Annotated in this window: 21 protein-coding genes; 9 read left to right on the top strand and 12 right to left on the bottom strand. The window is 41.1% G+C overall.

The features are described from left to right. Positions 1-66: 66 nt before the first annotated feature. On the bottom strand, positions 67-726 hold the full coding sequence (locus tag UYI_RS0118945; RefSeq protein WP_016868241.1) for an NAD(P)H-binding protein: 660 nt from the start codon (positions 724-726) through the stop codon (positions 67-69). Positions 727-899: 173 nt separating this feature from the next. Between UYI_RS0118945 and UYI_RS0118940 the strand changes: the two genes are divergently transcribed. Beyond that, the gene (locus UYI_RS0118940) at positions 900-1601 is read left to right on the top strand and encodes a DUF1997 domain-containing protein (RefSeq protein WP_026086043.1); all 702 of its coding nucleotides are present in this window, start codon (positions 900-902) and stop codon (positions 1599-1601) included. Between the two features lie 77 nt (positions 1602-1678). On the opposite strand, the gene UYI_RS0118935 is transcribed toward UYI_RS0118940, so the two are convergent. Beyond that, the gene (locus UYI_RS0118935; RefSeq protein WP_071588858.1) at positions 1679-2149 is read right to left on the bottom strand and encodes a DUF4079 domain-containing protein; all 471 of its coding nucleotides are present in this window, start codon (positions 2147-2149) and stop codon (positions 1679-1681) included. Positions 2150-2465: 316 nt separating this feature from the next. Here UYI_RS0118935 and UYI_RS0118930 point away from each other — a divergent pair, with 316 nt between their 5' ends. The 4 genes from UYI_RS0118930 to UYI_RS0118915 all read left to right on the top strand — a co-directional run bounded on the left by UYI_RS0118930 (position 2466) and on the right by UYI_RS0118915 (position 7089). Then, positions 2466-3743: an ankyrin repeat domain-containing protein gene (locus UYI_RS0118930; protein WP_016868238.1), complete on the top strand. Its 1278-nt coding sequence runs from the start codon at positions 2466-2468 to the stop codon at positions 3741-3743. 345 nt (positions 3744-4088) lie between these two features. Further along, a complete protein-coding gene (locus UYI_RS0118925; RefSeq protein ID WP_016868237.1) occupies positions 4089-5852 on the top strand; it encodes a hypothetical protein in 1764 nt (587 codons plus the stop codon). A 173-nt stretch (positions 5853-6025) separates the two neighbouring features. Next, positions 6026-6634: a cytochrome b/b6 domain-containing protein gene (locus UYI_RS0118920; RefSeq protein ID WP_016868236.1), complete on the top strand. Its 609-nt coding sequence runs from the start codon at positions 6026-6028 to the stop codon at positions 6632-6634. Positions 6635-6651: 17 nt separating this feature from the next. Further along, positions 6652-7089: a cobalamin biosynthesis protein gene (locus tag UYI_RS0118915; protein ID WP_016868235.1), complete on the top strand. Its 438-nt coding sequence runs from the start codon at positions 6652-6654 to the stop codon at positions 7087-7089. A 256-nt stretch (positions 7090-7345) separates the two neighbouring features. On the opposite strand, the gene UYI_RS34170 is transcribed toward UYI_RS0118915, so the two are convergent. From UYI_RS34170 to UYI_RS0118875, 8 genes are all read right to left on the bottom strand, one after another. Next, entirely contained in the window at positions 7346-7657 is a 312-nt protein-coding gene (locus tag UYI_RS34170; RefSeq protein WP_146007612.1) for a transposase family protein, read from the bottom strand. A gap of 274 nt (positions 7658-7931) precedes the next feature. Beyond that, positions 7932-8297, bottom strand: coding sequence for a phage holin family protein (locus UYI_RS0118905; RefSeq protein WP_016868232.1), 366 nt, complete (start codon positions 8295-8297; stop codon positions 7932-7934). A 391-nt stretch (positions 8298-8688) separates the two neighbouring features. Next, complete coding sequence (locus UYI_RS0118900; protein WP_016868231.1) at positions 8689-8949, bottom strand: hypothetical protein; 261 nt, start codon at positions 8947-8949, stop codon at positions 8689-8691. A 136-nt stretch (positions 8950-9085) separates the two neighbouring features. Then, on the bottom strand, positions 9086-10093 hold the full coding sequence (locus UYI_RS0118895) for a peptidoglycan-binding protein (RefSeq protein WP_016868230.1): 1008 nt from the start codon (positions 10091-10093) through the stop codon (positions 9086-9088). A 210-nt stretch (positions 10094-10303) separates the two neighbouring features. Continuing rightward, positions 10304-11608 carry a M16 family metallopeptidase gene (locus UYI_RS32900; RefSeq protein ID WP_016868229.1) on the bottom strand — a complete coding sequence of 435 codons (1305 nt, stop codon included), beginning with the start codon at positions 11606-11608 and terminating at the stop codon, positions 10304-10306. A 252-nt stretch (positions 11609-11860) separates the two neighbouring features. Next, the gene (locus UYI_RS0118885) at positions 11861-13105 is read right to left on the bottom strand and encodes a M16 family metallopeptidase (RefSeq protein WP_016868228.1); all 1245 of its coding nucleotides are present in this window, start codon (positions 13103-13105) and stop codon (positions 11861-11863) included. A 279-nt stretch (positions 13106-13384) separates the two neighbouring features. Beyond that, a complete protein-coding gene (locus UYI_RS0118880; protein WP_016868227.1) occupies positions 13385-14551 on the bottom strand; it encodes a pyridoxal phosphate-dependent aminotransferase in 1167 nt (388 codons plus the stop codon). 234 nt (positions 14552-14785) lie between these two features. Further along, on the bottom strand, positions 14786-15868 hold the full coding sequence (locus tag UYI_RS0118875) for a class I fructose-bisphosphate aldolase (protein WP_016868226.1): 1083 nt from the start codon (positions 15866-15868) through the stop codon (positions 14786-14788). Between the two features lie 779 nt (positions 15869-16647). On the opposite strand from UYI_RS0118875, the gene UYI_RS32895 reads away from it, so the two are divergent. After that, the gene (locus UYI_RS32895) at positions 16648-19260 is read left to right on the top strand and encodes a methyl-accepting chemotaxis protein (RefSeq protein ID WP_016868225.1); all 2613 of its coding nucleotides are present in this window, start codon (positions 16648-16650) and stop codon (positions 19258-19260) included. 98 nt (positions 19261-19358) lie between these two features. Here UYI_RS32895 and dacB read toward each other — a convergent pair whose 3' ends face one another. Further along, positions 19359-20825, bottom strand: coding sequence for a D-alanyl-D-alanine carboxypeptidase/D-alanyl-D-alanine endopeptidase (gene dacB, locus UYI_RS0118865; protein WP_016868224.1), 1467 nt, complete (start codon positions 20823-20825; stop codon positions 19359-19361). A 202-nt stretch (positions 20826-21027) separates the two neighbouring features. Here dacB and UYI_RS0118860 point away from each other — a divergent pair, with 202 nt between their 5' ends. Beyond that, positions 21028-21759: a 16S rRNA (uracil(1498)-N(3))-methyltransferase gene (locus tag UYI_RS0118860; RefSeq protein ID WP_016868223.1), complete on the top strand. Its 732-nt coding sequence runs from the start codon at positions 21028-21030 to the stop codon at positions 21757-21759. A 34-nt stretch (positions 21760-21793) separates the two neighbouring features. Further along, complete coding sequence (locus tag UYI_RS0118855; RefSeq protein ID WP_016868222.1) at positions 21794-22867, top strand: tetratricopeptide repeat protein; 1074 nt, start codon at positions 21794-21796, stop codon at positions 22865-22867. Positions 22868-23090: 223 nt separating this feature from the next. Here the strand turns inward: UYI_RS0118855 and UYI_RS0118850 are convergent, their stop codons facing one another. Next, on the bottom strand, positions 23091-23687 hold the full coding sequence (locus UYI_RS0118850; RefSeq protein ID WP_016868221.1) for a hypothetical protein: 597 nt from the start codon (positions 23685-23687) through the stop codon (positions 23091-23093). Between the two features lie 551 nt (positions 23688-24238). Here UYI_RS0118850 and UYI_RS0118845 point away from each other — a divergent pair. Next, positions 24239-24910 (top strand): esterase/lipase family protein, encoded by a 672-nt coding sequence (locus tag UYI_RS0118845; protein ID WP_026086042.1) that lies wholly within the window; start codon positions 24239-24241, stop codon positions 24908-24910. Positions 24911-25474: the final 564 nt, after the last annotated feature.

The raw sequence follows: 25474 nt of genomic DNA, 5'->3' as shown, positions 1-25474 counted from the left end.
TTGGTTACTGATCTTACAAATGACAAATAACAAATGACAAACGACAAATAACTATTGATTTTTGTGTCAGACTACACCTGCAAATAACTCGCTAAAACTTTTCGCCGCAGCTTCTGGTTTGGCTACAATCTCTACAATTTTATTCCGTGCTGCTGGCTCAAATAAAGCTTCTACACAAACTTGAGCGACTTTTTGTCGAGGAATGCTACCTTCAAACAAGGTATCCGCATTTTGCATGACGATTGAGTCGGTGTTATCTTCATTTTTCAGACCACCTGGTCTGACAATTGTATAAGTCAGACCACTTTTTTGCAGATATTCTTCAGCTTGTTTTTTCCAGACTAAAATTAGCCAGAATAAGTTCAGGGGATGGAAAAATTGGGAGGTAGCCAAAGAAGAAACCAGGACAAAATGCTCTATTGCCTTAGCTTTGGCAGCATCGACTAAATTCTTAGTTCCTTCATAATCCACTTTATAGGGTCCTGTAGGGTCAAAGCTGGGCTTTGCGCCTGTTGCACACAAAACGACTGTACTATCTCCCAAAGCAGCAGCTAGATTTTGTCGATCTAACACATCACCCTGTACTAGTTCAACTTCGTTGGGCAAAATACTCCTGGCTTTTTCGACATCGCGCACCAAGGCGCGGACGGGAATATTTCGCACCGTCAGTTCTTGTACGATGCGACGACCTGTTTCTCCTGTTGCTCCTGCTACAAAAGCTTTCATTTTCTACGCTATCCTGGGAAACTAGTATGTCTTTTTTCTGTCTCTATTGTAGAGATTCGATGAAATTTTATGATGTATTTTTAAGTTTTCGGCCAAAATGTAGATCTAGTACGAAAACTTGCACTTAATCGGGGAAATATTAATTCAGACAATAAAAAAAATACAAAAATCTTATGCTTTCTAAAAACAAAGAATATCATTCTATGGAATCATTTGAGTCCTTGGAATTAACAGAGGCTGTTTTGTCTATGGCATCACCGATCGCAGACACTGAAACTGCATCTCCAGAAAAATCTCTAGGGACTAGCACGATATTTTATGGTCGTTATCAAGACAGCATGGAAATGTATGCCTCTGCTGACACAATTGCTGAATATTTAAATAATCATAGTAGTTGGTTTTCCCGGTGTGCTGAACCGATGAAAGTAGAACCACTGGGGGAAAATGGTTATGCTTTGGTAATTGGCCGCTTTGGGTCGTTTGGTTATGAAGTCGAACCAAAAGTTGGTTTAGAATTGCTTCCTCCTGAAGATCGTATTTACCGCATCCGTACCATCCCGGTTCCTGATTACCAAGCACCTGGTTATGAAGTAGACTATAATTCTTCGCTACAGCTTATAGAAATTCAACAATCCCAACTTTCTCAGAATTCTGTTGAAATGACGAGAGTAGAGTGGGAATTGGATTTAAAAGTCTACATTAACTTTCCCAGATTTATTCAGCGACTACCAAAGTCTTTAGTGCAATCTACAGGCGATCGCTTACTTAATCAAATTGTCCGCCAAGTCTCCCGTCGTTTAACTCGTAAAGTCCAGGAAGATTTTCATCACTCTTTGGGCATAGAATTACCAACAAATGTCAAGAAAAATAAATAAATTGATAGTCATTGGTCATGTGTCGTTTGTCATTTGTAATCTCTAATAACCAATGACCAATGACCAATAGCTATTGACTAAGCATTAGTCAGAATTCTTTGCACAATTTGCATACCTGTGATAGCTTGCCAAGTGAACAGACCCAAAAGGGTAAAGTTCAGCAAAATATGAGTGACACGGGCCCAATTTGCCCCTTTTTGCATATAGGGAGATAAAGCAGCAGAAAAGGCAATAATAGCAGTCATGCCCAAACCTGCTAGCAGGTGTGGCCCAACGAACAACTTACCATTATTAATGTAGGTGACAGCCATCCCAGCAATAGAACCAGCCACCATAAATGCCAATAAAATAGATCCAATTTGGTAATGTCTAACGTTATATCTGCCTTTAATCAGTTCTTTCTTTTGTTCACCCTGGGCATTTCTCGTGCGCTGCACTTGCAGACCCAAGTAAGCAGCATATACAGATATTAGTAATAATGCCCACATCATGATGGGGTGAAAGAATTGCGACCAGTATTTTACCGATGGTGATAGTTCCAGATTCATTGCCTTAGCCCCTATTCTTAAATCTTCATAAAAATTAGCATAACCTTAAATTGGGGAATGGGGAGGTGGGGAGGTGGGGAACTCACCGGACCCCTGGAGGGGATTAGGGGCAGTGGGGAGATGGGGAGATGGGGTGATGGGGAGTGTGAGGAGTAGGGGGAGTAGAGAAATAATTATTAACTACTAACCATTAACGATTGACAATCAACAATTAACAATCAACTATTAACAACCAACAATCAACAATAGACAATTGACCATTGACTCTTGACACTTGACGATGGACTATTGACTAATGACCAATGACAAATAACAAATGACTAATGACGCTTCATTGTTAAAGGCTGTTAAAACTGGTGATATTAAGCAAGTGCAAGCGCTACTGGCTGCGGGTGAAAGTCCTGATGTGACAGATCGCGAAGGTACGACGGCGTTAATGTTTGCTGCTAATTTTGGCTATACAGAAATTGCGCGATCACTTTTGGATGCTGGGGCGAATGTTAATTTACGCAGAAGACGCTACGGTTTAACAGCTTTGATGTTGGCTGCGAGTGCTAAGAGTATTGACATTGTGCGACTTTTAGTATCCAGAGGTGCAGATGTAAATGCCACTAATGAAGATGGTAGTACGGCTTTGATGGCAGCAGCACTTAAAGGCCATGCTGAGGTGGTACAAGTGTTACTGGCTGCTGGTGCAGATGTGAATGTCAAAGATAAAGATGATGATACTGCTTTGAAATTAGCACTCAAGCAAGGACACGTTGCTGTTGTGCAAGCAATAGTAGCAGTCAGTGCAGATATTAATGCCCAGGATGAAGAAGGCGAAACCCCGTTGATGCTGGCGGCAGACTTGGGACATTTGCCAATTGTACAAGCATTATTGGCGGCGGGGGCTGATGTAAAATTGCAAAACCGTGATCGCAGCACAGCACTATCAGCAGCAGTGGCAGCTGGACATAGTGCGATCGCAGCCTGTTTACTAGATGCAGGCGCTGATATTAATGTCCAAGATCAAGATGGTGAAACTGCCCTACACCTTGCGGTTGTCGAAGGTTATACCGATGTAGTCGAATTATTACTTAGTCGTGGTACAAATGTCCAAATCAGAAACAACCTGGGCGATACACCTTTGCTGGTAGCAGCATTACAGGGACATAGCCAGATTGTAGAAATGTTACTGCGGCATGGGGCAGATGTGAATGTCAGAAACTTTGGTGAAGTACCTTTGACACTGGCAGTTACCCAGGGACACACTCAAACAGTGCAGGTGTTGTTAGAGTTTGGTGCTAATGTCAATATCTCAGCAGATGATGGTAAAACACCGTTGATCAAAGCAGCAGAACGCGATCGCACCAGCATCATCCAGCAGCTATTAGCCAAGGGTGCAGATGTGAATTTGCAAGACTCAGCTGGAGCAACAGCTTTAATGTGGGCAACTTCCCGGGGCTACACAAAAGCTGTGCAACTATTACTACAAGCAGGTGCAGACGTGAATTTAAAAAATCAAGGCGGCTATACAGCTTTGATGCTAGCAGAGTTTAATGAATATCAAGATGTAGCGCGGCTGTTGCGGGCGGCGGGGGCGATGGAGTAAATAGAAGGCAGAGGGCAGAAGATTTTACGTTTAATTATGTCCAGTGACTTTGTGCTTTGGTGCTAAGAGTTTTAAACCACTAATACCATTTCACGTTAATCACGATCCATATAAATTTGTAGAGACGCGCCATGGCGCGTCTCTACACGCCTGTATTTGTATCAAGGTTTTAGTGAAATGGTATAAGACACCAAGACACAAATAGTTTTTATATGTTTTGGTATTGGACAGTGCATGTTGGCGACTTAAATATTGTAAATACAAAATATTGAAAAAAAGTAAAAATTTAGACTATCTGTTGGGTGCATGTAAAAATGTACACCAAAAGATTAATAACTAATCACAATGAGCGAAAGTAAGACTTTACTGGAAAATAATGATCATTTGCCTTTGCGATCGCCCGAAGAAGTAGATTTAAATATTTTCAATGCTATTAAAGGGCCGGACGATCAAGGAAGTTTACCAATCAAGGATATTAAGCGATTATTCCACAAGATGGTTGTTGTGGATGATGAAACTCTATTGAATGCAGAAACTATTAAGGTTCCGGGATTTATTGGTATTTGTGATCAACCACAAGTGTCAGATGCTCAAGGTAATACAGTCTCTGGATACGAAGATATTCTCAAGTTTATAGATAAATACGGTCTTGTAGTTTGTACTTATCAATATAATAAGGATCGCTACGGTAGAGTTATTGACTTGCGCTGGCCTCCTAATGATCAGGAACAGTATGAGTTGATGGAGATTTTTATTAAAAATGAGGGACATCATTCTGGCGCAATCATACCAGCCCAGAGGTTTACTGGGGAGAAGATTTTTGCCAGCTTCAACGAACCAGATAGTTATCACAATGGGATGTATGGCAGCGATGGCTTTTTGGCTGTTGCCCAGCGTTTAGTGTTTCCTGAGTTTGTCACTCCCGAACAATCTCGTGGTTACACTGACAGTATCATCTGTTGGATGGCATTAATTAACCCATTTGTACAATTTGCGGCTAATGATTTCAATGGTGGTGATCCTACCCGTGTTTGCGATCGCCCTACACTCAAAGAGTTTTTGCAAAATTGCGCTTTGGCTAGTCTCGGTTTCCCAGAAGCACTAGAATTCTTTACTCGTCCAGAAAATACAGCTTATTGTGCAGAGTTTATCTATATCAGTTTGAATACACCAGTTTACCCTTTTAACAAGCAGGGTTTAACTTTGCTGTTGGATGGTGATGAGGCGAAGGCATTGGAGATACTTAAACTCCAAGAACATCAAAATAATAGACGGGAAAACATTCTCAGCTTCAAAAGCGATAACCCACAATTCAAAGCTTTTAATATTCAGATGCCATTAGTACCAGCTGATTTACCACCTTTAGATGTGCTAATGGCAAAGCATGGACAAACTATTGATCCTAATAGTATTCCCTTTCCGCCTTTTAAATTATCCCAAGTACTGCGGCGTGCCTTCCGTACTTTGCTTCCCCGCAGCAATGCCTTAAATAAGCCGAAAATTGTGCAAGCACAAGTCAAACTGTTTGGATATCTAGAACCTTTAATTATGAGGCAATTAGGTATTGGTATCCCTAATCCCCAACCTGTACCCACACCTCCAGTACCAATACCTGCACCAGTACCTGCAAATCCCCCCACTTCTGCAAAGAAAGCTGCAAATCATACTCCTAACACTTCTCCCCAACCGAGTCCCGCACCTATTCCTCAAGCAGATCCCGAACCTCAGTATGATCCGAGAATACCCGCAATTCGCCAATTTATGGAGGATGTAAAAGCACAATTACAACAACATTACAACAGTGATGCAGAGTTTGATAGTACTTTCGATGCAATTATTGAAAAAGCAGATAACTTGGTAGGCGATAGTGAATTAAAGTATTTTGTTCCACCGCGAATTTATATAGATTTAGGACAAAACGATGGTGATGAAAATTTACCAAAAGGTTGGGGTTTTCACTTAGAAACCGTAGGGGCGCTGATTTATCGAGGAGCAATCAAAGGTACTCCCCAAGCTGCTATTGAGACTCCTCAGCAGTTACCACAGCAATCATTAAATCAGGATTCTCAAGTTATTACTAGGCAACAAGCAAACAGATTGAAACTGTAAAATATAACTCTTAACAGGCAACGGGCAATAGGGACTAAGTATATTGAGAGTTTAATTTAAAACCCTTATATTAGGCTCTTAGCCCACAGTTTACTTGCAGGCAGGTCTATGTATTGCTATGCATTGTTGAAGTACAAATAAATAATATAAACATCATGTAACAAACTTAGCTCATGCCTAATTCTCAGCCATACCAGCCTTTGCTGTTACGAATACTTCACTCTATCACTGCTTTATTGATTATTGGTGCAGCTATTACAGGATTTTTGGTTTATGACAGTTGGGATCGCAGATTTGGCGGATTTGGTTTCACACAAGCTAATCGAAATTTAATTGATATACATGGTACTTTTGGATTTTTTATCTTTTTTGTTGCCCTACCAATATTTATTATTTACTGTTTGAAAGCTGGTAGAAGTCGTTTATTACAAACCAATACATTACAGCAATTGGTTTTAGTGGGCAAACCGATTTGGTGGTACACGTTACAACGTCTTGCCAATACTGCGATGTTATTAGCAGCCCTATTTGCTGTCATTTCAGGTAAGTTTCAGGATGAAAATTGGTTGCCAAGGGGAGAGGTAAACCACATCTGGTATTACATACATTTAATAGCTTGGTTAGTATTAGTTTTCGCGCTTGCGATTCATTTGCTAATGAGTGCTAAAGTGGGAGGCTTACCTCTTTTACTTTCCATGTTTGACACAAAGTTTCGCCCGGAAGATAGTCCGCGATTATGGCGTGAGAAAATTATTAATTGGTTACGTCGTCCTAGTTTGTAATCGTTAGGCTACCTAAGTTGCTGTTAGCAGAATTTTCTCTCCGTTCAAAAAATTTGTGGGTAGGAGTTGGTTGTCAGAAAGGAACTTCACGAGAGTTGATAGAAGTAGCAATTGCACATGTGTTTGGAGAACATCAACTTTCCCAAAGTGCGATCGCAGGTCTTGCTACTATTGACACTAAAGTTGATGAAGTTGGCTTAGTAGAACTTTGTCGGGAACGAAAGTGGCTTTTAAAAACCTTCTCTGCTGAAATTCTCCGCACAGTTTACGTCCCCAACCCTTCTCAATTGATTCATAAACACATAGCAACTCCTAGTGTTGCCGAAGCTGCTGCTTTATGTGCAGCCGAGTGTAAACGTCTGTTAGTTCCCAAACAAATTTTTCGTCCTGTGATCAAAGATCAAAAAGGCACAGTAACGGTAGCTATCGCCCAAGCGAAAGATAGGAAGGTGTGAGGAGTGTGTAGACGCGCTCATCGGCTTCAAGGTAGAGTACCCGGAGGGTGGAGTAGTGAATCATCAACCACTAACCACTAACCCTACCCTTACCTTAAGCCACTACGTGTCTACGGGTTCGTCAGTCGCTCATAGGGGACTCACCGGTCCCCACTCCCTGTCGCTCGTGGGGATTGGGGGCTAGGGGCCCCCTTTGGGGTTGGGGGAGGGACCCTAGGGCTAATTCATTGTCAAAAGAGAAAAAAGCGTATGAAGATCATGGCAGAGAAATCGAAGTGCTTTGGTCAATGAGCGATAACCCTGGGCAGGGAGCAGATGAATCACGAAAGTACGAATAATTAACCTGTCCAGTGAGTGTACTTTTGATACTTTTGCCATCCACTGCTAACCACTCTCCCGCTTGGATGTTAGTATCTACTTTTGCCCATGCCACAAAGCAGTCTGTGAGTTTTTCAAAGTCTAACTGTTCAAACAGTCGCCGAAACGTAGAATCACTGGGTAAACGATTGAATTTCATCCCTAAATGTTCACACAATAGTTGATAATGTCGCACACAAAAATCTTCCAGTACGGCATATCCCTAGCATTCACTCAATGTTCCTAATACCACTAGTCATAACATCACCCATAATCGATAACGTTTTCCACGCTCTGAGTGATAGTCTTCTATACCTTGTAAAGCTGCTATCAAACTACTCATTCCACTTCAAAATATACTTAGGGTAGAAGTTATTTCTAGTTTAATTTTTCTCTCTTCACAATGAATTAGCCCTAGGAGGGACCCCCCTTCTGCGCGCTGACTAACCACTAACTACTAACCAATGACAAATGACCAATGACAATTATTCAACTACTCTCAAAAAATAATTGATAACACTAGAAACTATTGATAATACAATTGAACCCAAGAATGCAGCGATAGGTCCTTCAATGACAAAACCATAACTGGGTGTGAGAAAACTTGCTAGCCATAAAGCAAATGCATTGATGACAAAGGCAAATAAACCAAAGGTGAGCAAAGTGATGGGAAAGGCTAAAATTCTTAATATTGGACGAATAAAAGCATTGACAATCCCAATGAATATAGCAGCAATTAAGGCTGTAACAAAACTATCTACCTCAAAGCCAATATCAAAATATTGAAGAATATTAGCTGTTATTAGCAATGCAACTGCTGTACCAAGCCAAGTTAATAAAAAGCTTTTCATACCTGTTTAATTATTATTTGCCTGTTTCCTTGAGGATATTCCTAAAATCATATGTATTAAGCGGCTCTATAGCAATCCTACATGATTTATGACAATTGCAAGCCCAAGATCCCCGACTTCTTTAAGAAGTCGGGGATCTTGTCTTTCACGAATGTTCTAGTAATGCTCTAGTTGCTTCAATTCAAAATTAGGTGATAAATGCTAAAGCGTTTACTACGAACATTTTGCGATTTTTTAGCAAGTAAAATTAAATTTGTATCTAAATACTGATAACTAATTATATCTATAACTTGGGACAGTTACCCGACTTTTTAGAGGTAATAAAATAATTAAAAAAGAGCCTATTTTCCACGATAGACTCTTTTTTACCTGACTCAGAATGATGATGTTATTATCCTGCCGTACGACCAATAATTCCCATTTGACGATCAACAAAGTTCTCATCTTGATTATCGTTGAAAGGTTCAGTAATCGCTACATCAGCATTGTCACATTCGTGGCTAGAATCATTTAAATCTGATTGTTGCAACTTAGCAGTTCCTACAGTATCATCTGCACGAGAAGTATCTGGGCCTGCATCTATGTTAATTTCTCCACTGCCATGAGTTGAAGATCCTGGTGTATTTGGGTCATAATATTGCTCAGGATTCATTTTGCCTCCAATTATTAGTACGAACAGCAAATCAACAATTGCTTTTACCTAGAAAAGATTTGCAGGTTTTTTACAATTGTCGAAATTGAATTGGGGCTTCTACATCAATCTTGAGTGAGAGACTAGGGTTGAAAAACTAACGTCGCCGTAGCAAAACTTCCCAAGTTTCACCACCTACAACACCATCAGGTTGAATACCATAGCGTCTTTGCAAAGCTTTAACTGCTATTTCAGTTTCTTTGCCAAAGTCGCCATCCGCAGCACTTTCGAGGTAGCCGAGTTTTCGCAGTCTCAGTTGTAATCTTCTGACTTCAGCATTACTCATGCCTGGGCGCAAGATAGGGTATCCTTTGGAAGTGTATTGCACACCAGGAATCTTCTCAAAACGTGGAGTTGACTGAGTGCGTTTAGTAGATTGGGAACGGGTGCTTTGTTGGGTGCGTTTAGTAGATTGGGAACGGGTGTTTTGCTGAGTACGAGTAGATGATGATTGGGTAACAGTTTTTTTCTGAGAATTAGTAGATGTTGTTTGTTTAGGTGGGGTGGCAGGTTTTGGTTCGGGAGTGGTGGTAAGTACTGTAGAATTATTCGCAATCTGAGTTGTAGTTGCGGTGGAATTATTCGCTGTCTGAGTTGTAGTTGTTGTGGAGTTGTTGAGAACTTGAGTTGGAACCGGAAAGTTACTGGCTGAGTTGGTGACAGCAGTGGTAGAAGCAGTGGACGATGCGATCGCTTCACCAGGAAAAAGTCTTTGCCAAGTAATAGCATCAACAATACCATTGGGATTTAAGCCAGCAGCTTGTTGAAACTGGGAAACTGCTTTGGCTGTTGCTTGGTTATAATTTCCGTCTACTGCACCTGTGTAGTAGCCTAAAAGTTTGAGTGCTGCTTGTAGTTCCGATACAGGTTGTCCTTGACTACCTAGTTGCAAATTAGGACGATTGATGCTGACTTGGGCGATTTGGGCAATTTCTAGTGGTGCTGCAACTGCTGGTACAACAGAGGAGGCAAACAGCATAGGTGCAGAGGAAAATAGCAGTAATCTGATTCCTATTAACAATTTATGCCCCTGCTTCTGTTTAGGTAAACAGCATTTTCCAAACTGGTTTAGCGAACTTAAGTAGCCAAAGAATCTGGCTGTCATGGAACTCTGCCCTCGGTAAAGTTCATGGTAATACTCTATAAGGCAAAAGGTGATAAAATGCAAGAGCAAAAATTATGATATTTGCTACTAAATAACTGCATCTTTAACAGTTATCAGTAATCAGTGATCAGTTATCAGTTTCGTCAATAAGTATAAGCCCCTAACGACTTAATTGCTGTAACACCACATCATATGCCTGATAACTGTACCCTACGGGAAGCCGCTTGCGCGTCTACACTGTTGACTGTTGACTGATTTAACTGCTTCTTCTTGACCAACTAAAGATACGTAAGGTTTCTGTAAATACCGAGAAGCTACTGTCATCGCATCCTCAGCGTTAACATTGGTAATCAGTTCCTGGAATTTTTGATCAAATTCAATTCCCAGTCCCAAAATTTCGTACCAGCCATAGATTTGGGCTAGTTGTCCATTAGTTTGCTTGCCTAAAGCGTATTGCCCTAAGATTTTATTTTTTGCTGCTTGTAATGCTACTTCTGTAAGTGGACTGGTATAAAGTAAATCTACTTCTGTTTGTAGTCCAGACAGGGCAATTTGAGTATTTTCGGGAGATGTGCCCATATACACTACAAATGTGGCAGGAAAAAGCCGTGTGGGGTAGAAGGCGGATACTTCGTAAGCTAAGCCCCGCTTTTCTCGCAATTCCACAAATAACCGACTGGAAAGTCCATTGCCCAAGTATGTAGATAATAACTTCAAAGCAGCGTAGTCAGGAGAATTGACTGCTGTAGCCATGTAACCCAGCATAACAATTGATTGTTGGGTCTGTTGGGGTACAATCACCTGTTGTGGCTGGATGGTGATATTTGGTAAATTTAGTGTGGGTAATGGCGTAGCAGCAGGTGGTTGCCAATCACCAAATACTTTTTCTACCACTGCAACAGCATCATCTAGGGTGATGCGACCGGCAATACTAATCACCAGGTTATCTGGACGAAAATAAGTCTGGTGAAACTGTAATAAATCTGCACAGGTGATGCGACTCATGGTTGATTCATTCCCCAATGCTGACATAGCATAAGGATGATCTTGGTACATCACCTGGCGTAGTTGATCAAAGGCGACAGTGAAGGGATGTTCTTTTTGAGAACGTATATCTTGTAGGGCGATGCGTCGTTCTAGTTCGACTTCTGTTTCTGGAAAAGTAGGCGATCGCAATATTTTTGCTGCTAGTGTCAAAATATCAACAAAATCTGCCGTGACTGTCTTCAAAGACAGCTGAAAATAATCAGCAGCAGTATCAGCGCTTAAATTAGCCCCTATAGACTCCACTTGTTCAGCGATTTGCAAACTGGAGAGTCCCTCACATCCTTTTGTTAATACCGCAGACAGCAAATGTGCCAATCCTGCTTGTTCCCGGTTTTCGTAACAACTACCCGCACGAATAAAAATCCGCGCCGCAATGATATCTGCTGTGGGATTTTCTGTCAGGAGTAATACTATGCCATTATCTAAGACTGTACGGTGAATGTGAGATTTTTTTAGGGGAGTGGTCATTTTTGAGTGGTTGGTGGTTGGTGGTTGGTTGTTGGTGAGACCAGCCCCCCAAAAAGGCGGTCTCCGTCACGTAGACACGAAGTGGTGAGACAGCGACTCTTACGCAGGGGGTTTCCCCCATGAGCGACTGCGAACCCGGAGGGCTTAAGGTAAGGGTAGGGGGACTGGCGAACCCGAAGGGTTGTTGGTTGTTGGTGGTTGGTTGTTAGTGGTTTTTCCAAACAACAAACAACACACAACAAATAACAAAAACTAACATGGTTTTAATACAGTAACTGCGTAATGATTGGGTGAAAGATACTCTTGTGCTAATTTTTGCAGTTGTTGAGTATCATAGGACTGGATTTTTTCTGGATATGTCATCGCTAATTCTACTTCGGCGATGGTGTTGTAATATCCATACAATCCTGCTAGTTGATTGGGCGTTTCTGTGGAGAATGCAAAATCATTACACAACAGGCGTTGACAGCGAGTTAGTTCCTGGGGGGAAATACCATTAGTTAGTAAATCCTCTAGGTGTAGACGAATTAAGGACTCGACACGTTCCAGGTTTTCTGGTTCTAACCAAGCAGTAATCGTAAATAAACTTGCATCTTTTTGGAGAGAGAAATTACTGCATATACCCTGCACTAATTGTTGTTCTTCCCGCAAGTCCCGGACTAAGCGTGATGTCCGCCCTTCTGCTAGTAAAACTGAGAGTAAATCCAATCCGTAAGCGCTGCGGAGTTGTTCGACTCCCGGCCCAGTCCACGCCATCATCAATCGCGCTTGTCCTAAGCGGGGTAACTCTAACTGTTGACGGCGAATTCCGGCGATGATTGGTTTTGCTACTTCCTCTGTCGGTGGACACTCACAACAGCGATCGCCAAAGCTGTTAAACTTACGACTAACTAATTCTAGAGCTACTTCCTGGCTGATTCCCCCAACGATTACCACCGTGATATTTTCGGGTTGGTAATAAGTGCGGTGAAAGCAGCGCATGTCCTCTGGTGAGTGCTGCATCAGTTCTCGTTCTGTACCCAACACCGAACGTCCGTAAGGATGGTGTTGGTAAATACTCTGGAGTAATGCTTGAAATCCTATCCAATCAGGGTCATCTTGGCAAGAGCGAATCTCTTCTAACACTACATCTCGTTCACGGCTAAATTCATCTTCGGGGATCGCCGCATTCTGCAATAGTTCTGCCAAGTAAGGAAGAATCTCTTCAATGAATGCAACAGCCGTGGTGATCGAGTAATGGGCATAATCATAACTAGTAACTGCGTTAGCTACCCCACCCCTGTTTTCAATTTTTTGATCAAATACTCCTGGTGGCAGATTTGCAGTTCCTTTAAATATCATGTGTTCTAAAAAGTGAGCCATCCCAAACCAAGGGCTTGGTTCAAGTCTAGTACCTGCACGCACCCAAACATCCGCTACAACCACAGGAGTGTCGGGAATTTCTTGATGTATAAAGGTTAAACCATTATCTAGTGTGAAGACCGAGGTTGGAAACACGGTATTTATGAGTTTTTGTAACAATATTTTGAGTGATTTGATTACAATTTATCGCAATCTAGCAATCCTAACTCTTGTGTGAACACAAATTAGAATCAATTGATACATATTTTTGGAAAGGCAGCAGGCAGTCGCAATGAAAAAATTTCACCACCATGGATGATGCATGGGCATTAGGCATTGGGTTTTGGGCATGGGAAAATCATCAGTATCTTAATTACCAATTACCCATTACCCATTACCCATTACCAATTCCCCATCTTGTTTTTCTTTTCTTGACTAAATTCGCGACTTGACAAATTTCTCTAACCTATCCATACCCTTTTCAATTGTTGCCATATCTGTAGCGTAGGAGAGGCGAATGTTGTCATCTGCACCAAAAGCAATCCCAGGAATGACTGCTACTTGTTGTTCTTCTAGTAAAGCGTCACAAAATTGCAGAGATTTCAGTCCGGTTTTGCTGATATCAGGAAACAGATAAAATGCACCGTCTGGTTTGGGACAAGTCAAGCCAGGGATGGCGTTGAGTCGTTCTAGCATTACCTGACGGCGTTTAGCAAAGGCCTGGCGCATTTCTTCTACACAGTCTTGAGAACTTTCTAAAGCTGCGATCGCACCATACTGAGCAAAGGTGCATATATTTGAAGTACTATGGCTTTGGATAGTGCTTGTGGCTTTAATAACATCTATTGGCCCCGCCAAATAACCAATGCGCCATCCTGTCATTGAGTAACCTTTGGCAAAACCGTTACTGACAATTGTACGGGCAAATATTTCTTCTCCCAGGGAACCGATACAGAGGTGAGTTGCACCGTCATAGAGAATTTTTTCGTAAATCTCGTCAGAGACAACAAAGATATCTGCTTCAACTACTACTTCCGCCAAGGCTTTGATTTCCTCTGGCGTGTACACCATACCCGTAGGATTAGATGGTGAGTTGAGGATAAATAACTTGGTTTTGGGTGTGATAGATTTTTGTAATTGCTCTGGCGTAATTTTATATCCTGTTGTGGCATCTGTAGGAACAATTACGGAAACACCACCCGCCAAAGTCACCATTTCTGGGTAGCTTAACCAATAGGGAGCGGGGATAATTACCTCATCACCTGGTTCGATCGCTGCTAGCATTAAATTAAATAGGGAATGCTTACCGCCATTGGTGACGATGACATTTTCTGCTTTATAATCAAGACCATTATCATTTTTTAGCTTGCGGGCGATCGCTTCTCTTAATTTTGGTTCTCCAGCAGCAGGCCCATACTTAGTTTTACCTTCATCCAACGCTTTTTGGGCGGCAGCTTTAATATGTGCTGGGGTATCAAAATCCGGTTCACCAGCGCTAAAACTACAAACATCTATACCTTCGCCCTTCATTGCCTTTGCTTTCGCTGCGATCGCTAAAGTTATAGAGGGCGTTACTTGACTTACTCTTTCTGCCAGCTTCATCGTCACTCAGCCAATTCTCACCCTTCCAGAATATCCCAGAAGTAGGGGATCGGGGACAAGGGGACAAGGGAGACAAGAGGGACGACTTGGGGGAGGACTTGGGGGACAAGGAAGACAATATAGAGAGTATTATTACTCCCCATCTCCCCATCTCCCCATTGCCCCTAATCCCCACTCCCCCAAGGGAGTGGGGGCCGGTGAGTTCCCCACCTCCCCACCTCCCCACCTCCTCGATCAAGCAATTGTCACTGCTTCGGATAAATAAACATCTTGGATGGCGTGGAATAATTGCACACCTTCCTCAAAAGGACGTTGGAATGTTTTGCGTCCAGAAATTAAGCCTGTACCGCCAGCGCGTTTGTTAATGACTGCGGTGCGGACTGCTTCTGCAAAGTCGTTTTTACCTGATGCACCACCAGAATTAATTAAACCTGCGCGTCCGCAGTAACAATTCAAGACTTGGTAACGAGTTAAATCTATGGGGTGGTCTGTCATCAAGTCTGTGTAAACCCGTTTGTCGGTTTTGCCGTAACTCTTACCTGTTGCTTGGGCTACTGCTGTATAACCATTATTATTTTCTGGTAGCTTTTGTTTTATGATGTCAGCTTCTATGGTTACGCCTAAATGATTCGCTTGTCCTGTCAGATCAGCAGCAAGGTGATAGTCTTGGTCTTGTTTAAAAGCGCTATTACGTAGATAGCACCAGAGAATTGTTACCATTCCCAATTCATGGGCGCGTTTAAAAGCTTGGCTTACTTCCTGAATTTGTCTGGTAGAGTTTTCTGAGCCAAAATAAATTGTCGCACCTACTGCCACAGCACCCAAATTCCAAGCTTGTTCGACAGAAGCGAACATAATCTGGTCAAATTGATTGGGATAAGTTAAGAGTTCGTTGTGGTTGAGTTTGACAATAAAAGGAATTTTGTGAGCATATTTGCGTGAAACTGCACCCAACACTCCTAAAGTTGTAGCTACAGCATTACAACCAGCGGCGATCGCTAGTCTGATAATATTCTCTGGATCAAAGTAAATCGGGTTGGGTGCAAACGATGCACCTGCTGAGTGTTCAATTCCTTGGTCTACTGGCAATATGGAAAGATAGCCAGTGTAAGCAAGTCTGCCGGTAGAGTACAGTGTTTGCAGATTACGCAAGACTTGAGGATTGCGATCGCTATTTACCCATACTCGATCTACAAAATCGGGGCCTGGTAAATGCAATAAATCCTTAGCAACTTTGGCTTTGTAAGTCAGTAAGTCTTCTGCTTCCTCACCTAGTAAAGACTCAATGGAATAGGGCGTTGCTAGCGTTGTAGTCATAGCCTTTCCTACAGTAATTTATAGACTGTTGCGAGTATTTAGCAACACTAATACTATGATGATGTTAATAAAGCTTTGTTATATCCACTTTTAGATACAAAAAATTGCACCGAAGCCCCCTAAGGTCTTGAAAGGTAGATGGCACAGAGAAGTTTGAGCTAGGGCTTGGGGCGATCAAAGCTTCAAAGAGGCAGAAGGTAATGAAAACCTGGTGCAAGATATAAGCCTTACACTAGCGGCCAATACCACTAGTACTCTACCACACAAGTTTTGACACCTTGCAAGACGTCAGATCCCCGACTTTTTTAAAAAGTCGGGGATCTAGTTAAACTGTCAAAATCAATTTGGTGAACTACTAGCAACATATGAAAGAAACACAATTTTTCTCCTACACCCTTACACCCCTATACCCCCTTGTGTTTCTTGAGAGTTAATGAAGGTGGCGATCGCTTCTAAGTTTCTAGTTCTTTTTTGTGTCAGACATTCTCAAAAAGAGAAGTTGCTATCACTATATTATAAAATTTAAAATTTATTTTTTGTTTGTCAACTACTTAAGGATAGGTTAAATACAGAAGAATTTTCAAAGTTTTTAAATATATAAATTTTCTATTGCATAAATTAATATAATGTTTTTTTAGCAAGTTGCGTAAAATAGCAATCTAGCCTAAGATGATAGATGTAAATCAAGCTTAATCTATCTGCAATTTCAGCAAAATTTGAGAAATTGCAACTGTTAAGAACTAGCTAAATAGGGTGTAAAGAATGTCAAAGTCAATCAAATGGGGTTTGGCTTTCGTGGACAATCGGACAATTTGGCAATTATTCAAGCTGCTCTTGCTTATAATACAGGTCAAACACTCAGCCCTGATTTAAAGTCAAAAGTAAAGCAAATTCTTGCCAATGAAATTAAGGCCAGAAAAATAGAGTATGCCACACTTGTTGGTAAAAATTTGCGGATTATTGTCAATGCAAATGCTGACCGTCAAGGGGAAATATTTAATCCTGATAACTTGGTGAGTGAGGTTTTTGAGAATCCTCGACAAATAAAAGCTAACAGAATTGTCAGTTGGTCAGAATTAAGTAAAGAATCTCCTCCTTTACCAAGTGGTTTTAATCAAGAAGATGCTCTGATTCGTTATACGGTAACACCTGTTAAAGACCCAAACACAAAAGTAGTTATCGGTGCATTAGTTTCTGGTGATATTGTCAATGGTAAAGATGCGATTGTTAGGGGAACATTAGAAGCTACTGAGGGAGGCTACAGTGCTGTTTATCTACGCAAACAGACGGGAGAATTTACTATAGCAACAGCCCTGGAACAAGATAAATCTCAGAATAATAATCAAGGCATACCTAATGTAGCATTACCCGCAGAAGGTAAATCTTTACTCGAAGCAGCAACCCTAGCACCAGGAAAACCAGTAACCGGGCGGCTTAAAGTCGGTAATCAAACTTATACAATGGCAGCCAAAGCTGTACCTAATAAAATCATAGAAACAGATAATGGTGCAGTACCTGTATATGGCGAACAGCCAATCGCTATTCTAGTGCGGGGAACTCCAGAAACTGCTCTCAACCAATTGGTACAACAGAGTCTTTGGATAGAAATTGTTGTTGTAATTGTTGCGTTAGCAATTTCCTTGATTTGGACACTGATTATTAGAAAAACAATTATTACACCTATCGAGAAGCTAGAGCAAACAGCTCAAAAACTAGCTACGGGCGATCGCTCTGCCCGTGCGGAGATTTTTGCTCATGATGAAATAGGTAAATTGGCTGTTAGTTTTAACACAATGGCAGACAAGTTTACAGAGCAAATTCTCGACAAAGAAGATGAAGCTAAGCTAGCAGAGACAATCAATAACATTACTTCTAGGGTTCGTGGTTCACTCAATACCGCAGAAATCTTAAATGCAGCAGTAACAAGCTTGCGAGAAGTCATCAAAGCAGACAGAGTCATAGTCTATCGCTTTGATGAAAACTGGGTGGGTAAAATAGTTGCTGAGTGCGTTGATGAAGAATGGCCTAGTGCTTTGGATGCAGAAATTGCAGATCCCTGTTTTGCTCGCGACTATGTTGATAAGTATAAAAAAGGCCGTGTCCAAGCGCTGGCAAATATTTACGAAGCAGGTTTGACACGATGCCATATTGCTCAACTAGAAGCATTTGCAGTCAAGGCGAATTTAGTAGCGCCGATTTTGCTCAACAACAACCTATATGGCTTACTGATCGCTCATCAGTGTTCTAACCCCCGCCAATGGCAAGCATCAGAGATCGATTTGTTTAAGCAAATAGCAATTCCCATTGGCTATGCCCTAGAACAAGCATTTATGCTCAGCCAGGTAGAAAAAGCTCGTTCTCAAGCAGAAATGATGGCAATGGAGCATAATCAACAAAAAGAAGCATTACAACAGCAAATCATTAGACTACTGCGAGATGTCGAAGGTGCATCAAAAGGTGATTTGACGGTACATGCGAAAGTTAAAGAGGGGGAAATTGGTACTGTCGCTAACTTTTTCAACTCTATAGTTGAAAATCTCAGAGAAATTGTGACAAAAGTGAAAATATCTGCAACAGCTGTCAATGCAGCCCTGAGTGAAAACGAACGTGAAATTAGCCAACTTAGCGACGAAGCGATCAAACAAGCTATTGAAATTAATCTCATCCTCAAAAGTATTGAGCGCATGACACTCTCAATCGCAGATGTGGCACAGAACGCTCAAAAGGCTGCCGAAATTGCTCACACGGCTTCTTGTACAGCCATTGAAGGTGAAACAGCAATGGATATAACGGTAGAAAAAATCTTTAACTTACGCTCAACTATCGATGATACAGCCAAGAAAGTCAGACGCTTGGGGGAATCTTCGCAACAAATTTCTCGGATAATTTCCTTGATCAACGAAATTGCCGTGCAAACCAACTTGTTAGCAGTCAACGCCGGACTAGAAGCCGCAAAGGTTGGTGAAAGCAGCCGAGGTTTTGTAGTTGTTGCCAACGAAGTTGGTGAACTAGCAGCACGTTGTTCTGACGCTACTCAAGAAATCAAGCTGATTGTCGAAAACATTCAACGAGAAACCAACGAAGTTGTCAAAGCAATGGAACAAGGAACTACCCAAGTAGTCGAAGGTTCTCGCATTGTGGAAAATGCTAAAACTTCTCTTAACCAAATTCTGAGTGTCACTTATCAAATAGATGAGTTAGTACAATCAATTTCTCAGGCGACAGTATCTCAAGTGGAAACATCACAAGCAGTAACTAAATTAGTTACAGAAATTTCATACGTGTCAGATACTACTAGTAACTCTTCACGCAAAATTTCTCAGTCGCTGCAAGAAACTGTAGCAATTTCCCAAGAATTGCAAGCAGCAGTGGCGAAATTTAAAGTTAGTTAGTGTCAATTGTCATTTGTCATTAGTAGACTTCTTGCAAAAATAGAAAGAACCCCAACCCTCAGCGAAACCAGGGTGGTTTCATACAAAGAAAGAAAAATTCATTGACAACGTTGCAACTGTGCTAACGACACAACTATTTCATCCATTGCTTTACGTACAATGCTGGCAGGTTGTTCGGTTTGATTGACGATAATACTAAAAACCAAAGGGGCGTATTTTGGTGGATTTATGTAGCCCGAAAGGGAGATAGCACCAGTTAGAGTTCCAGTTTTTGCCTGGACAATTCCTGCTGCTGGTGTATTTTGAAAGCGGTTTTTTAAAGTGCCACTCACACCTGCTACAGGTAAGGAAGCACGAAAAACAGCTGCTTGCGGTGACTGCGCCATCGCTTGCAAAGTTTGTACTAATGCTTCTGGACTAATTAAGTTTTTACGAGACAAGCCAGAACCATCTACCAAAGCATAACTAGAAGAATTAACTTCCATCTGAGTTAAAGTTGTTTTCAAAACTTCCAACGCTGCATCTGCTGTAGCTTGATTGGGAAGTGGGGTTTTTTTGATCGCTAATGCCCTCAACAATGCTTCAGCATAAAGATTATTGCTATTCTGATTTATTTCTACTAACAATTGAGATAAAGGTGGGGAAAGTACTGCTGCTACTTCCTGTTGATTATTAGCATAAATTCCTACTGATGTCCGTCCCAAAGTGATTTTTTCGGCTGCTAAAGCACTGCGAAAGCGCCGCAAAAAGTAATAATTGGGGTCAACTACTGGCAAAGTCACTAAATAAGGTTGAGAATTTGCGGCGAGTTGTCCTTGAATTCGCAACACATTTCCCGATAATTCCCGGGTGACGTTGATGGAAATTGGTTGATTTTGTGCAGTTGTCACTGATTGATTAATTACCCGCCACTGTTTGGCTTCATTAGCATCTGTCCACGAGATGAGTGCAGGTTTACCCAAGGTTTGTGGTAGCAGGTTGAAGCTAAAAGTGTTTTGATTGAGAATGACACTGCCAACTGGTGCGCCGTAATCTGAGTATATGTCTTCCCATTGCCAGCTGGAGGGAACAAGTTCTCCGCGAATGTAGCGATCGTCTACTACCAACTGCTGAATTTGGTTAATACCTTTTTGTTTTAATTGCTTTGCTAATACTCTTAATTGGGCGTCAGTGAGACTAGGATCTCCTCTACCCACAACATAAAAAAAATTATTGCTACCTCTATATATAGATGTGCGAAAGCGATAATTTTCACCCAGTTGTAGCAATGCTGCTGCGGTGGTCAGGAGCTTGGTGTTGGAAGCAGGAGTAAAATATTTCTGGGCATCTTGACTGTAGAGTGTTTGGTTGGAGCCAAGATTTTGAATTAAAATTCCCCAGCGTACTCGACTGAAGAGAGGACGATTGGTGACAGCATCGATAGTGGTTTTTAGCTGGGCTGGGCAAATTGGTGCTGTTGGTGTGGGTGTTTGTGCTTTTACTGGTTGTTGGTTGATACCGATGTGGATACTGATGTGGATACTAAAAAATAATAGTAGAAAAATACAGGAGGATTTTTGAGGCATTATTCTGAATTTAGGCAATTTTGATTTCTCAGAAAAACTATAGCGGTTTGCAGTTGGGTGTGGGAATAAAAGCGAACACTCATGGAACACAGATGAACACCGATAGAAGCTGTATTTCCTGTTCCCTGTTCCCTGACTTCACGAGTAAGTTCACCAAATCAAATCGGATTACTATACTTGTTGATGCAAATGTCTGTTAGCAATGCCACAACTACAACGAATCACGATCGCATCTTCTCAATTCCACAATCAAGACATTACTCTGACTGCTGAACAACAACATTATCTTTGTCGGGTGTTGCGTCTTCAGTCGGGCGATCGCTTTATCGCTATGGATGGTATGGGTAAATGGTGGTTGGCACAGCTAGCAGGTACGGAAGCACAAGTTTTACAATTGATTTCCGTAGAAACCGAGTTAACCATAGCCATAACCTTGATTGTAGCCTTGCCGAAAGGAAGTGGATTTGATGAAATTGTCCGGAATTGCACGGAGTTAGGTGTAACTTGTTTTGCTCCAGTGGTAAGCGATCGCACTTTGCTAAATCCCAGCCCCCAAAAATTAGAACGCTGGCGGCGGATTGCGAAGGAAGCTGCGGAACAATCAGAACGAACTACAGTACCGACAATTCTCGAGCCAGTACCTTTTAGTAGTAGTTTGTCAATGGTGGCTAACGAGAAATATATTTGCGAGGCGCGTGGTGATTATCCGCATTTGCTCAGTTGCTTAGAAAAGAAAGAAGATGGGGAGAGTAATTTTAATAACGAGAAAACAATTGTAATTGCGACTGGCCCGGAGGGAGGATGGACGGAAACAGAAATTGAGGATGCAATTAAGGCTGGATTCCAACCTGTTTCTTTGGGAAGGCGCATTCTCAGGGCTGTGACAGCGCCAATTGTTGCTTTATCCTTGGTTGCAGCTGCTCATGAGATATAAAGGATGTATAAAATTATAAATTTAAAATTTATATATGATTGAGCAGGTTGCTATTGCTTTTCAAGAAAAAGACTATAAAAAAGCCGCAAAGTTACTTAAAGAATTATCAAAAAAATCACCGAAAGACCCTTGGGTGCAATTTTATATCGGACGCCTATATGAAGTATCTGGAAAACGGCAAAAGGCGGAAAAAGTCTATCGACGACTGCTGCAAGATACAACTAATGCTAAAATTATTACCCAAGCTAGACAAGGATTGCAGCGACTGTCGGAAATAGAGCAGGAAGAAAGAATCCGCGCGATCGCTCATGCAACGGTTCATCCTGATGATGCTGAACTAGGTGTATTAATTTTAGAACCCATCAGTAATGAACTGAAAACCCAAGCGGCACCAAAATTTGCTCAGATAATGCAACTAGACTCCTATAGCGCCCGCTTACTCCTGCCTAGTCGCGGTTGGCGTTTATATCGTAGTGGTGCAGTCGGAGAACTCAAATATTATGGTGAACAGTTAAAGAATGCAGGTATTTCTTGTTTTTGGGCAAAATTAAATGATATAGCCAAAATTCAAGTTTTTCATGTCGAATATTTTACAGAATCAACGTCCACAGCTACTGTTATTTGTCGCAATCAAGCTCATCAACTTGGTTCTCTCAGCTTTGATTGGCAAGAAGTCAAAGGACGGGTACAGGGAATCTTACCAATTTTTGAAGAAGTCGTAGATGTTAATGCCCGTCGCCAATTAGAACGGAAAACTCAAACCCAAGATTATTTTCAATTTTGCGATTTACATCTACCAAAAAGACGTTGTATTCTGCGACTTTATGATCATGGTTACAAATTTCAGCAAGGGATAAGAATTACTTCTCAGTCTAGTCAAAATACTATTAGAATCAACTGGAATAATCTACTGAGCTTTCTTAATCAAGAATTATCTCAAGTTAAAATTTGGTCAGACTTCACACCATTTGCAGAAACAGCATTAGATCAAACAGAACTGCTGAATAAGATTCAATCTCACATACATCTATTTCGCCAAGAAAAAACTAATTGGGACTCAGCCTTTCATTTATATAGTGGATTAGCTTTTCTTTATGCAGAAGCATAAATAGAAAAAAATAGTAGGTGTTTTTCACCTACTATTCTTAAAATCTAATTTTGCTTTTGTTAATTAGGTAAGTGGAAACAAGCGTAATGCGAGTTACGAGAAGTAAATAAGCCTGTAAGGGCAAAGCATTTGTATGTGTATCTTGATATCAAAACTGAATTTACTAGTACAAATGCTTTGCCCCTACCCAATAACCAATGACAAATGACAAATGACGACCTACTTATTTTGATTTGCTCGCAGGGGTCTTCACCTGACGCGCCATCTCTAGGAAAGAATTCATATTCGCTCCGGGACGACGACGACCATTTGTACTAGTAGGCATCAAGTACTTGGGTGCGAAGGTTGTTTCTGTTGGCTGCGCCTTAGCTGCAACTGCGGGTGCTTTGTCTTCTTTGACCTCTACTGTCACACCTTCAGCTGTCTGTACTAACTCAACCTGAGTGGGATCAGGCTTAGCTTCTGCTTTAGCTTTTTTCGCTGATTTAATTGAGGTTTTACGAGAAGGTTTCTTAACATCTTTTGCTCCGTTAGATGTTTCTGGAGCAGCTGCAACTGGTGCTGGTGATTGTTTCGCACCATTAGTTTCAGCAACGGCTTTATCAGCTTCACTCTCAGTTAGCTCAGTGACTTTATCGGCTGCACTCTTTGCAACAGCAGCAACTTTTTCAGCAGCAGCTTTAGCCGCAGCAACTGGTGGTGTAGTTTCAGCTTCTTCTTTCAGTTCCAGATAATAACCATTGCCTTTTTTCTTGCCAGGGAGAAGCCCAGTGATGAATTTCATAATTCCAGTAATTAAATTTTTGATAAAACCGAACATTACAATTTCTCCTGTCTTTTATACCTGAAATTTGAGTACTTTCATTAAAAATTAGAGAAAATTATTACATTTCTTAGAGTTATTGCTAGGTTGACCTCAAACTTTTGCAATCAATTATTTTTTTAGGCTCTTCGTTATGCGTAAAAGCTAATTCCAGCACCGTTTATCATTTGTTTTTACAAATGCCCAAAAATAAGTAACGGCGGTCTGGAAAATGCTATAAGCTTTTTATCTCAAGGGTTTGAAATTGTTGATACTTAAAATTAATTATTAAATTTTTCGGGATATGAGAGCAACATTCTGAAAGCCAGCTTAACAAAATTTAACATTTACTCTCATTATACGTAACATAAGGGAACAGGCGAGAGGCAGAAGTCAGAGGCGAATCAACTAAACCCTTGTGACTTCTACCCAGTAATGAAACTGATAACTGGTAACTGTTAAATGCTACTTGGTCTTAAACCAGTGAGAGGAGTGTCATAGCTAGTATGAGGATAGTGGTAATGCTCAGTTAGATTTTTTCTAGATTCTATATGATCCTGATTTTAGAGATGGATAAATTAACTTACAGACGTAATCCCGTTGTATTGGTGCATGGCATTTTCGACACAGGTCGAGTTTTTGACAAAATGATTCCTTACTTGACACAAAGGGGTTGGAGTGTATATGACCTGGATTTGGTTCCTAATACTGGTCATGCCAGTTTAGATAGTTTGGCACAGCAAGTTGCTGATTTTGTTGATACTACCTTTGCACCACAACAACCAATAGATTTAGTTGGCTTCAGTATGGGTGGCATTGTCAGCCGTTATTATGTCCAACGACTAGGAGGGATAAATAAAGTACAGAGGTTTGTTACCATTTCTTCACCTCACAATGGTACTTGGGTTGCCTACTGTAATCCAGGTGTTGGCTGTTTGCAGATGCGTCCTGACAGTGCTTTTTTACAAGATTTGAATCAGGACGTTGAGATGCTCTCGCAGATCAATTTTACCTCTATTTGGACGCCCTATGATTTGATGATTCTCCCAGCGAATAGTTCACAAGTACCTGTGGGTCGAGAGGTGATTGTGCCAGTCATGACTCATGCGTGGATGTTGACCGATGTGCGAAGTTTGTCAGCAGTGACAGAAGCATTAACACAACCAGTTGGGGCGATCGCTACACAGCAATTTCCATCAAGTTGGTTACATACCCAGATCGCTAGCAAATCGGGAAAATAAAAAACTTTACTTATAGTGAGTCAATATTTTAATTGTTTAAGTCTAAACTTATAGATAAATCTTGCTATCTCTCAAAGAGATATAAATAGCTAAACAAAGTTTTTGCCTGATTTGAGTCCAAAAAAGTATTTACAGAACTTGATTAATAAATATATATATCCTTGTACTTGTTTGCTAAATGTATCAATTAGTATTTTTTTATATTTTAGATTTTTTTATTGAAAAAATAAGAAAATCTCTCTATGGGGAGATGAAAACGGGAACGCCATTTTTCAGTTGCACGTCTTTTTTCTCTGTTTAGATTTTAGAATAGTCTAGACTTTGGGGAAAAGTGAACAACTGACTAGACAGTGCGAATTTTGGATTGAGGTCAATTTAAAGTCCGTCTTGAAACGCTTTGAGCCTCGCCATCGCGATACGCTAACGCCGGAAGCCCTAGCACCCTAGCGGGAAGCCACTCCGTGTCTACAAACTTTTCGCAAAATCCAAAATAGTTTGACCCCTAATTATTGTCACCATTTTATTTTCTCATCAACGGAAAACTCTAAATATAGGCTTTATTTG

The organism is Fischerella muscicola PCC 7414, from assembly GCF_000317205.1.
GTDB lineage: Bacteria > Cyanobacteriota > Cyanobacteriia > Cyanobacteriales > Nostocaceae > Fischerella > Fischerella muscicola.
The sequence above is the reverse complement of the archived record's forward strand: the minus strand, read 5'-3'. Positions and strand labels throughout refer to the sequence as shown.

What these genes read in the sequence shown, in the direction of transcription:
- UYI_RS0118945 (WP_016868241.1), bottom strand. Translation starts at nt 726, where the DNA reads ATGAAAGCTTTTGTAGCAGGAGCAACAGGAGAAACAGGTCGTCGCATC.
- UYI_RS0118940 (WP_026086043.1), top strand. Translation starts at nt 900, where the DNA reads ATGCTTTCTAAAAACAAAGAATATCATTCTATGGAATCATTTGAGTCC.
- UYI_RS0118935 (WP_071588858.1), bottom strand. Translation starts at nt 2,149, where the DNA reads ATGAATCTGGAACTATCACCATCGGTAAAATACTGGTCGCAATTCTTT.
- UYI_RS0118930 (WP_016868238.1), top strand. Translation starts at nt 2,466, where the DNA reads ATGACTAATGACGCTTCATTGTTAAAGGCTGTTAAAACTGGTGATATT.
- UYI_RS0118925 (WP_016868237.1), top strand. Translation starts at nt 4,089, where the DNA reads ATGAGCGAAAGTAAGACTTTACTGGAAAATAATGATCATTTGCCTTTG.
- UYI_RS0118920 (WP_016868236.1), top strand. Translation starts at nt 6,026, where the DNA reads ATGCCTAATTCTCAGCCATACCAGCCTTTGCTGTTACGAATACTTCAC.
- UYI_RS0118905 (WP_016868232.1), bottom strand. Translation starts at nt 8,297, where the DNA reads ATGAAAAGCTTTTTATTAACTTGGCTTGGTACAGCAGTTGCATTGCTA.
- UYI_RS0118900 (WP_016868231.1), bottom strand. Translation starts at nt 8,949, where the DNA reads ATGAATCCTGAGCAATATTATGACCCAAATACACCAGGATCTTCAACT.
- UYI_RS0118895 (WP_016868230.1), bottom strand. Translation starts at nt 10,093, where the DNA reads ATGACAGCCAGATTCTTTGGCTACTTAAGTTCGCTAAACCAGTTTGGA.
- UYI_RS32900 (WP_016868229.1), bottom strand. Translation starts at nt 11,608, where the DNA reads ATGACCACTCCCCTAAAAAAATCTCACATTCACCGTACAGTCTTAGAT.
- UYI_RS0118880 (WP_016868227.1), bottom strand. Translation starts at nt 14,551, where the DNA reads ATGAAGCTGGCAGAAAGAGTAAGTCAAGTAACGCCCTCTATAACTTTA.
- UYI_RS0118875 (WP_016868226.1), bottom strand. Translation starts at nt 15,868, where the DNA reads ATGACTACAACGCTAGCAACGCCCTATTCCATTGAGTCTTTACTAGGT.
- UYI_RS32895 (WP_016868225.1), top strand. Translation starts at nt 16,648, where the DNA reads ATGGGGTTTGGCTTTCGTGGACAATCGGACAATTTGGCAATTATTCAA.
- dacB (WP_016868224.1), bottom strand. Translation starts at nt 20,825, where the DNA reads ATGCCTCAAAAATCCTCCTGTATTTTTCTACTATTATTTTTTAGTATC.
- UYI_RS0118860 (WP_016868223.1), top strand. Translation starts at nt 21,028, where the DNA reads ATGCCACAACTACAACGAATCACGATCGCATCTTCTCAATTCCACAAT.
- UYI_RS0118855 (WP_016868222.1), top strand. Translation starts at nt 21,794, where the DNA reads ATGATTGAGCAGGTTGCTATTGCTTTTCAAGAAAAAGACTATAAAAAA.
- UYI_RS0118850 (WP_016868221.1), bottom strand. Translation starts at nt 23,687, where the DNA reads ATGTTCGGTTTTATCAAAAATTTAATTACTGGAATTATGAAATTCATC.
- UYI_RS0118845 (WP_026086042.1), top strand. Translation starts at nt 24,239, where the DNA reads ATGGATAAATTAACTTACAGACGTAATCCCGTTGTATTGGTGCATGGC.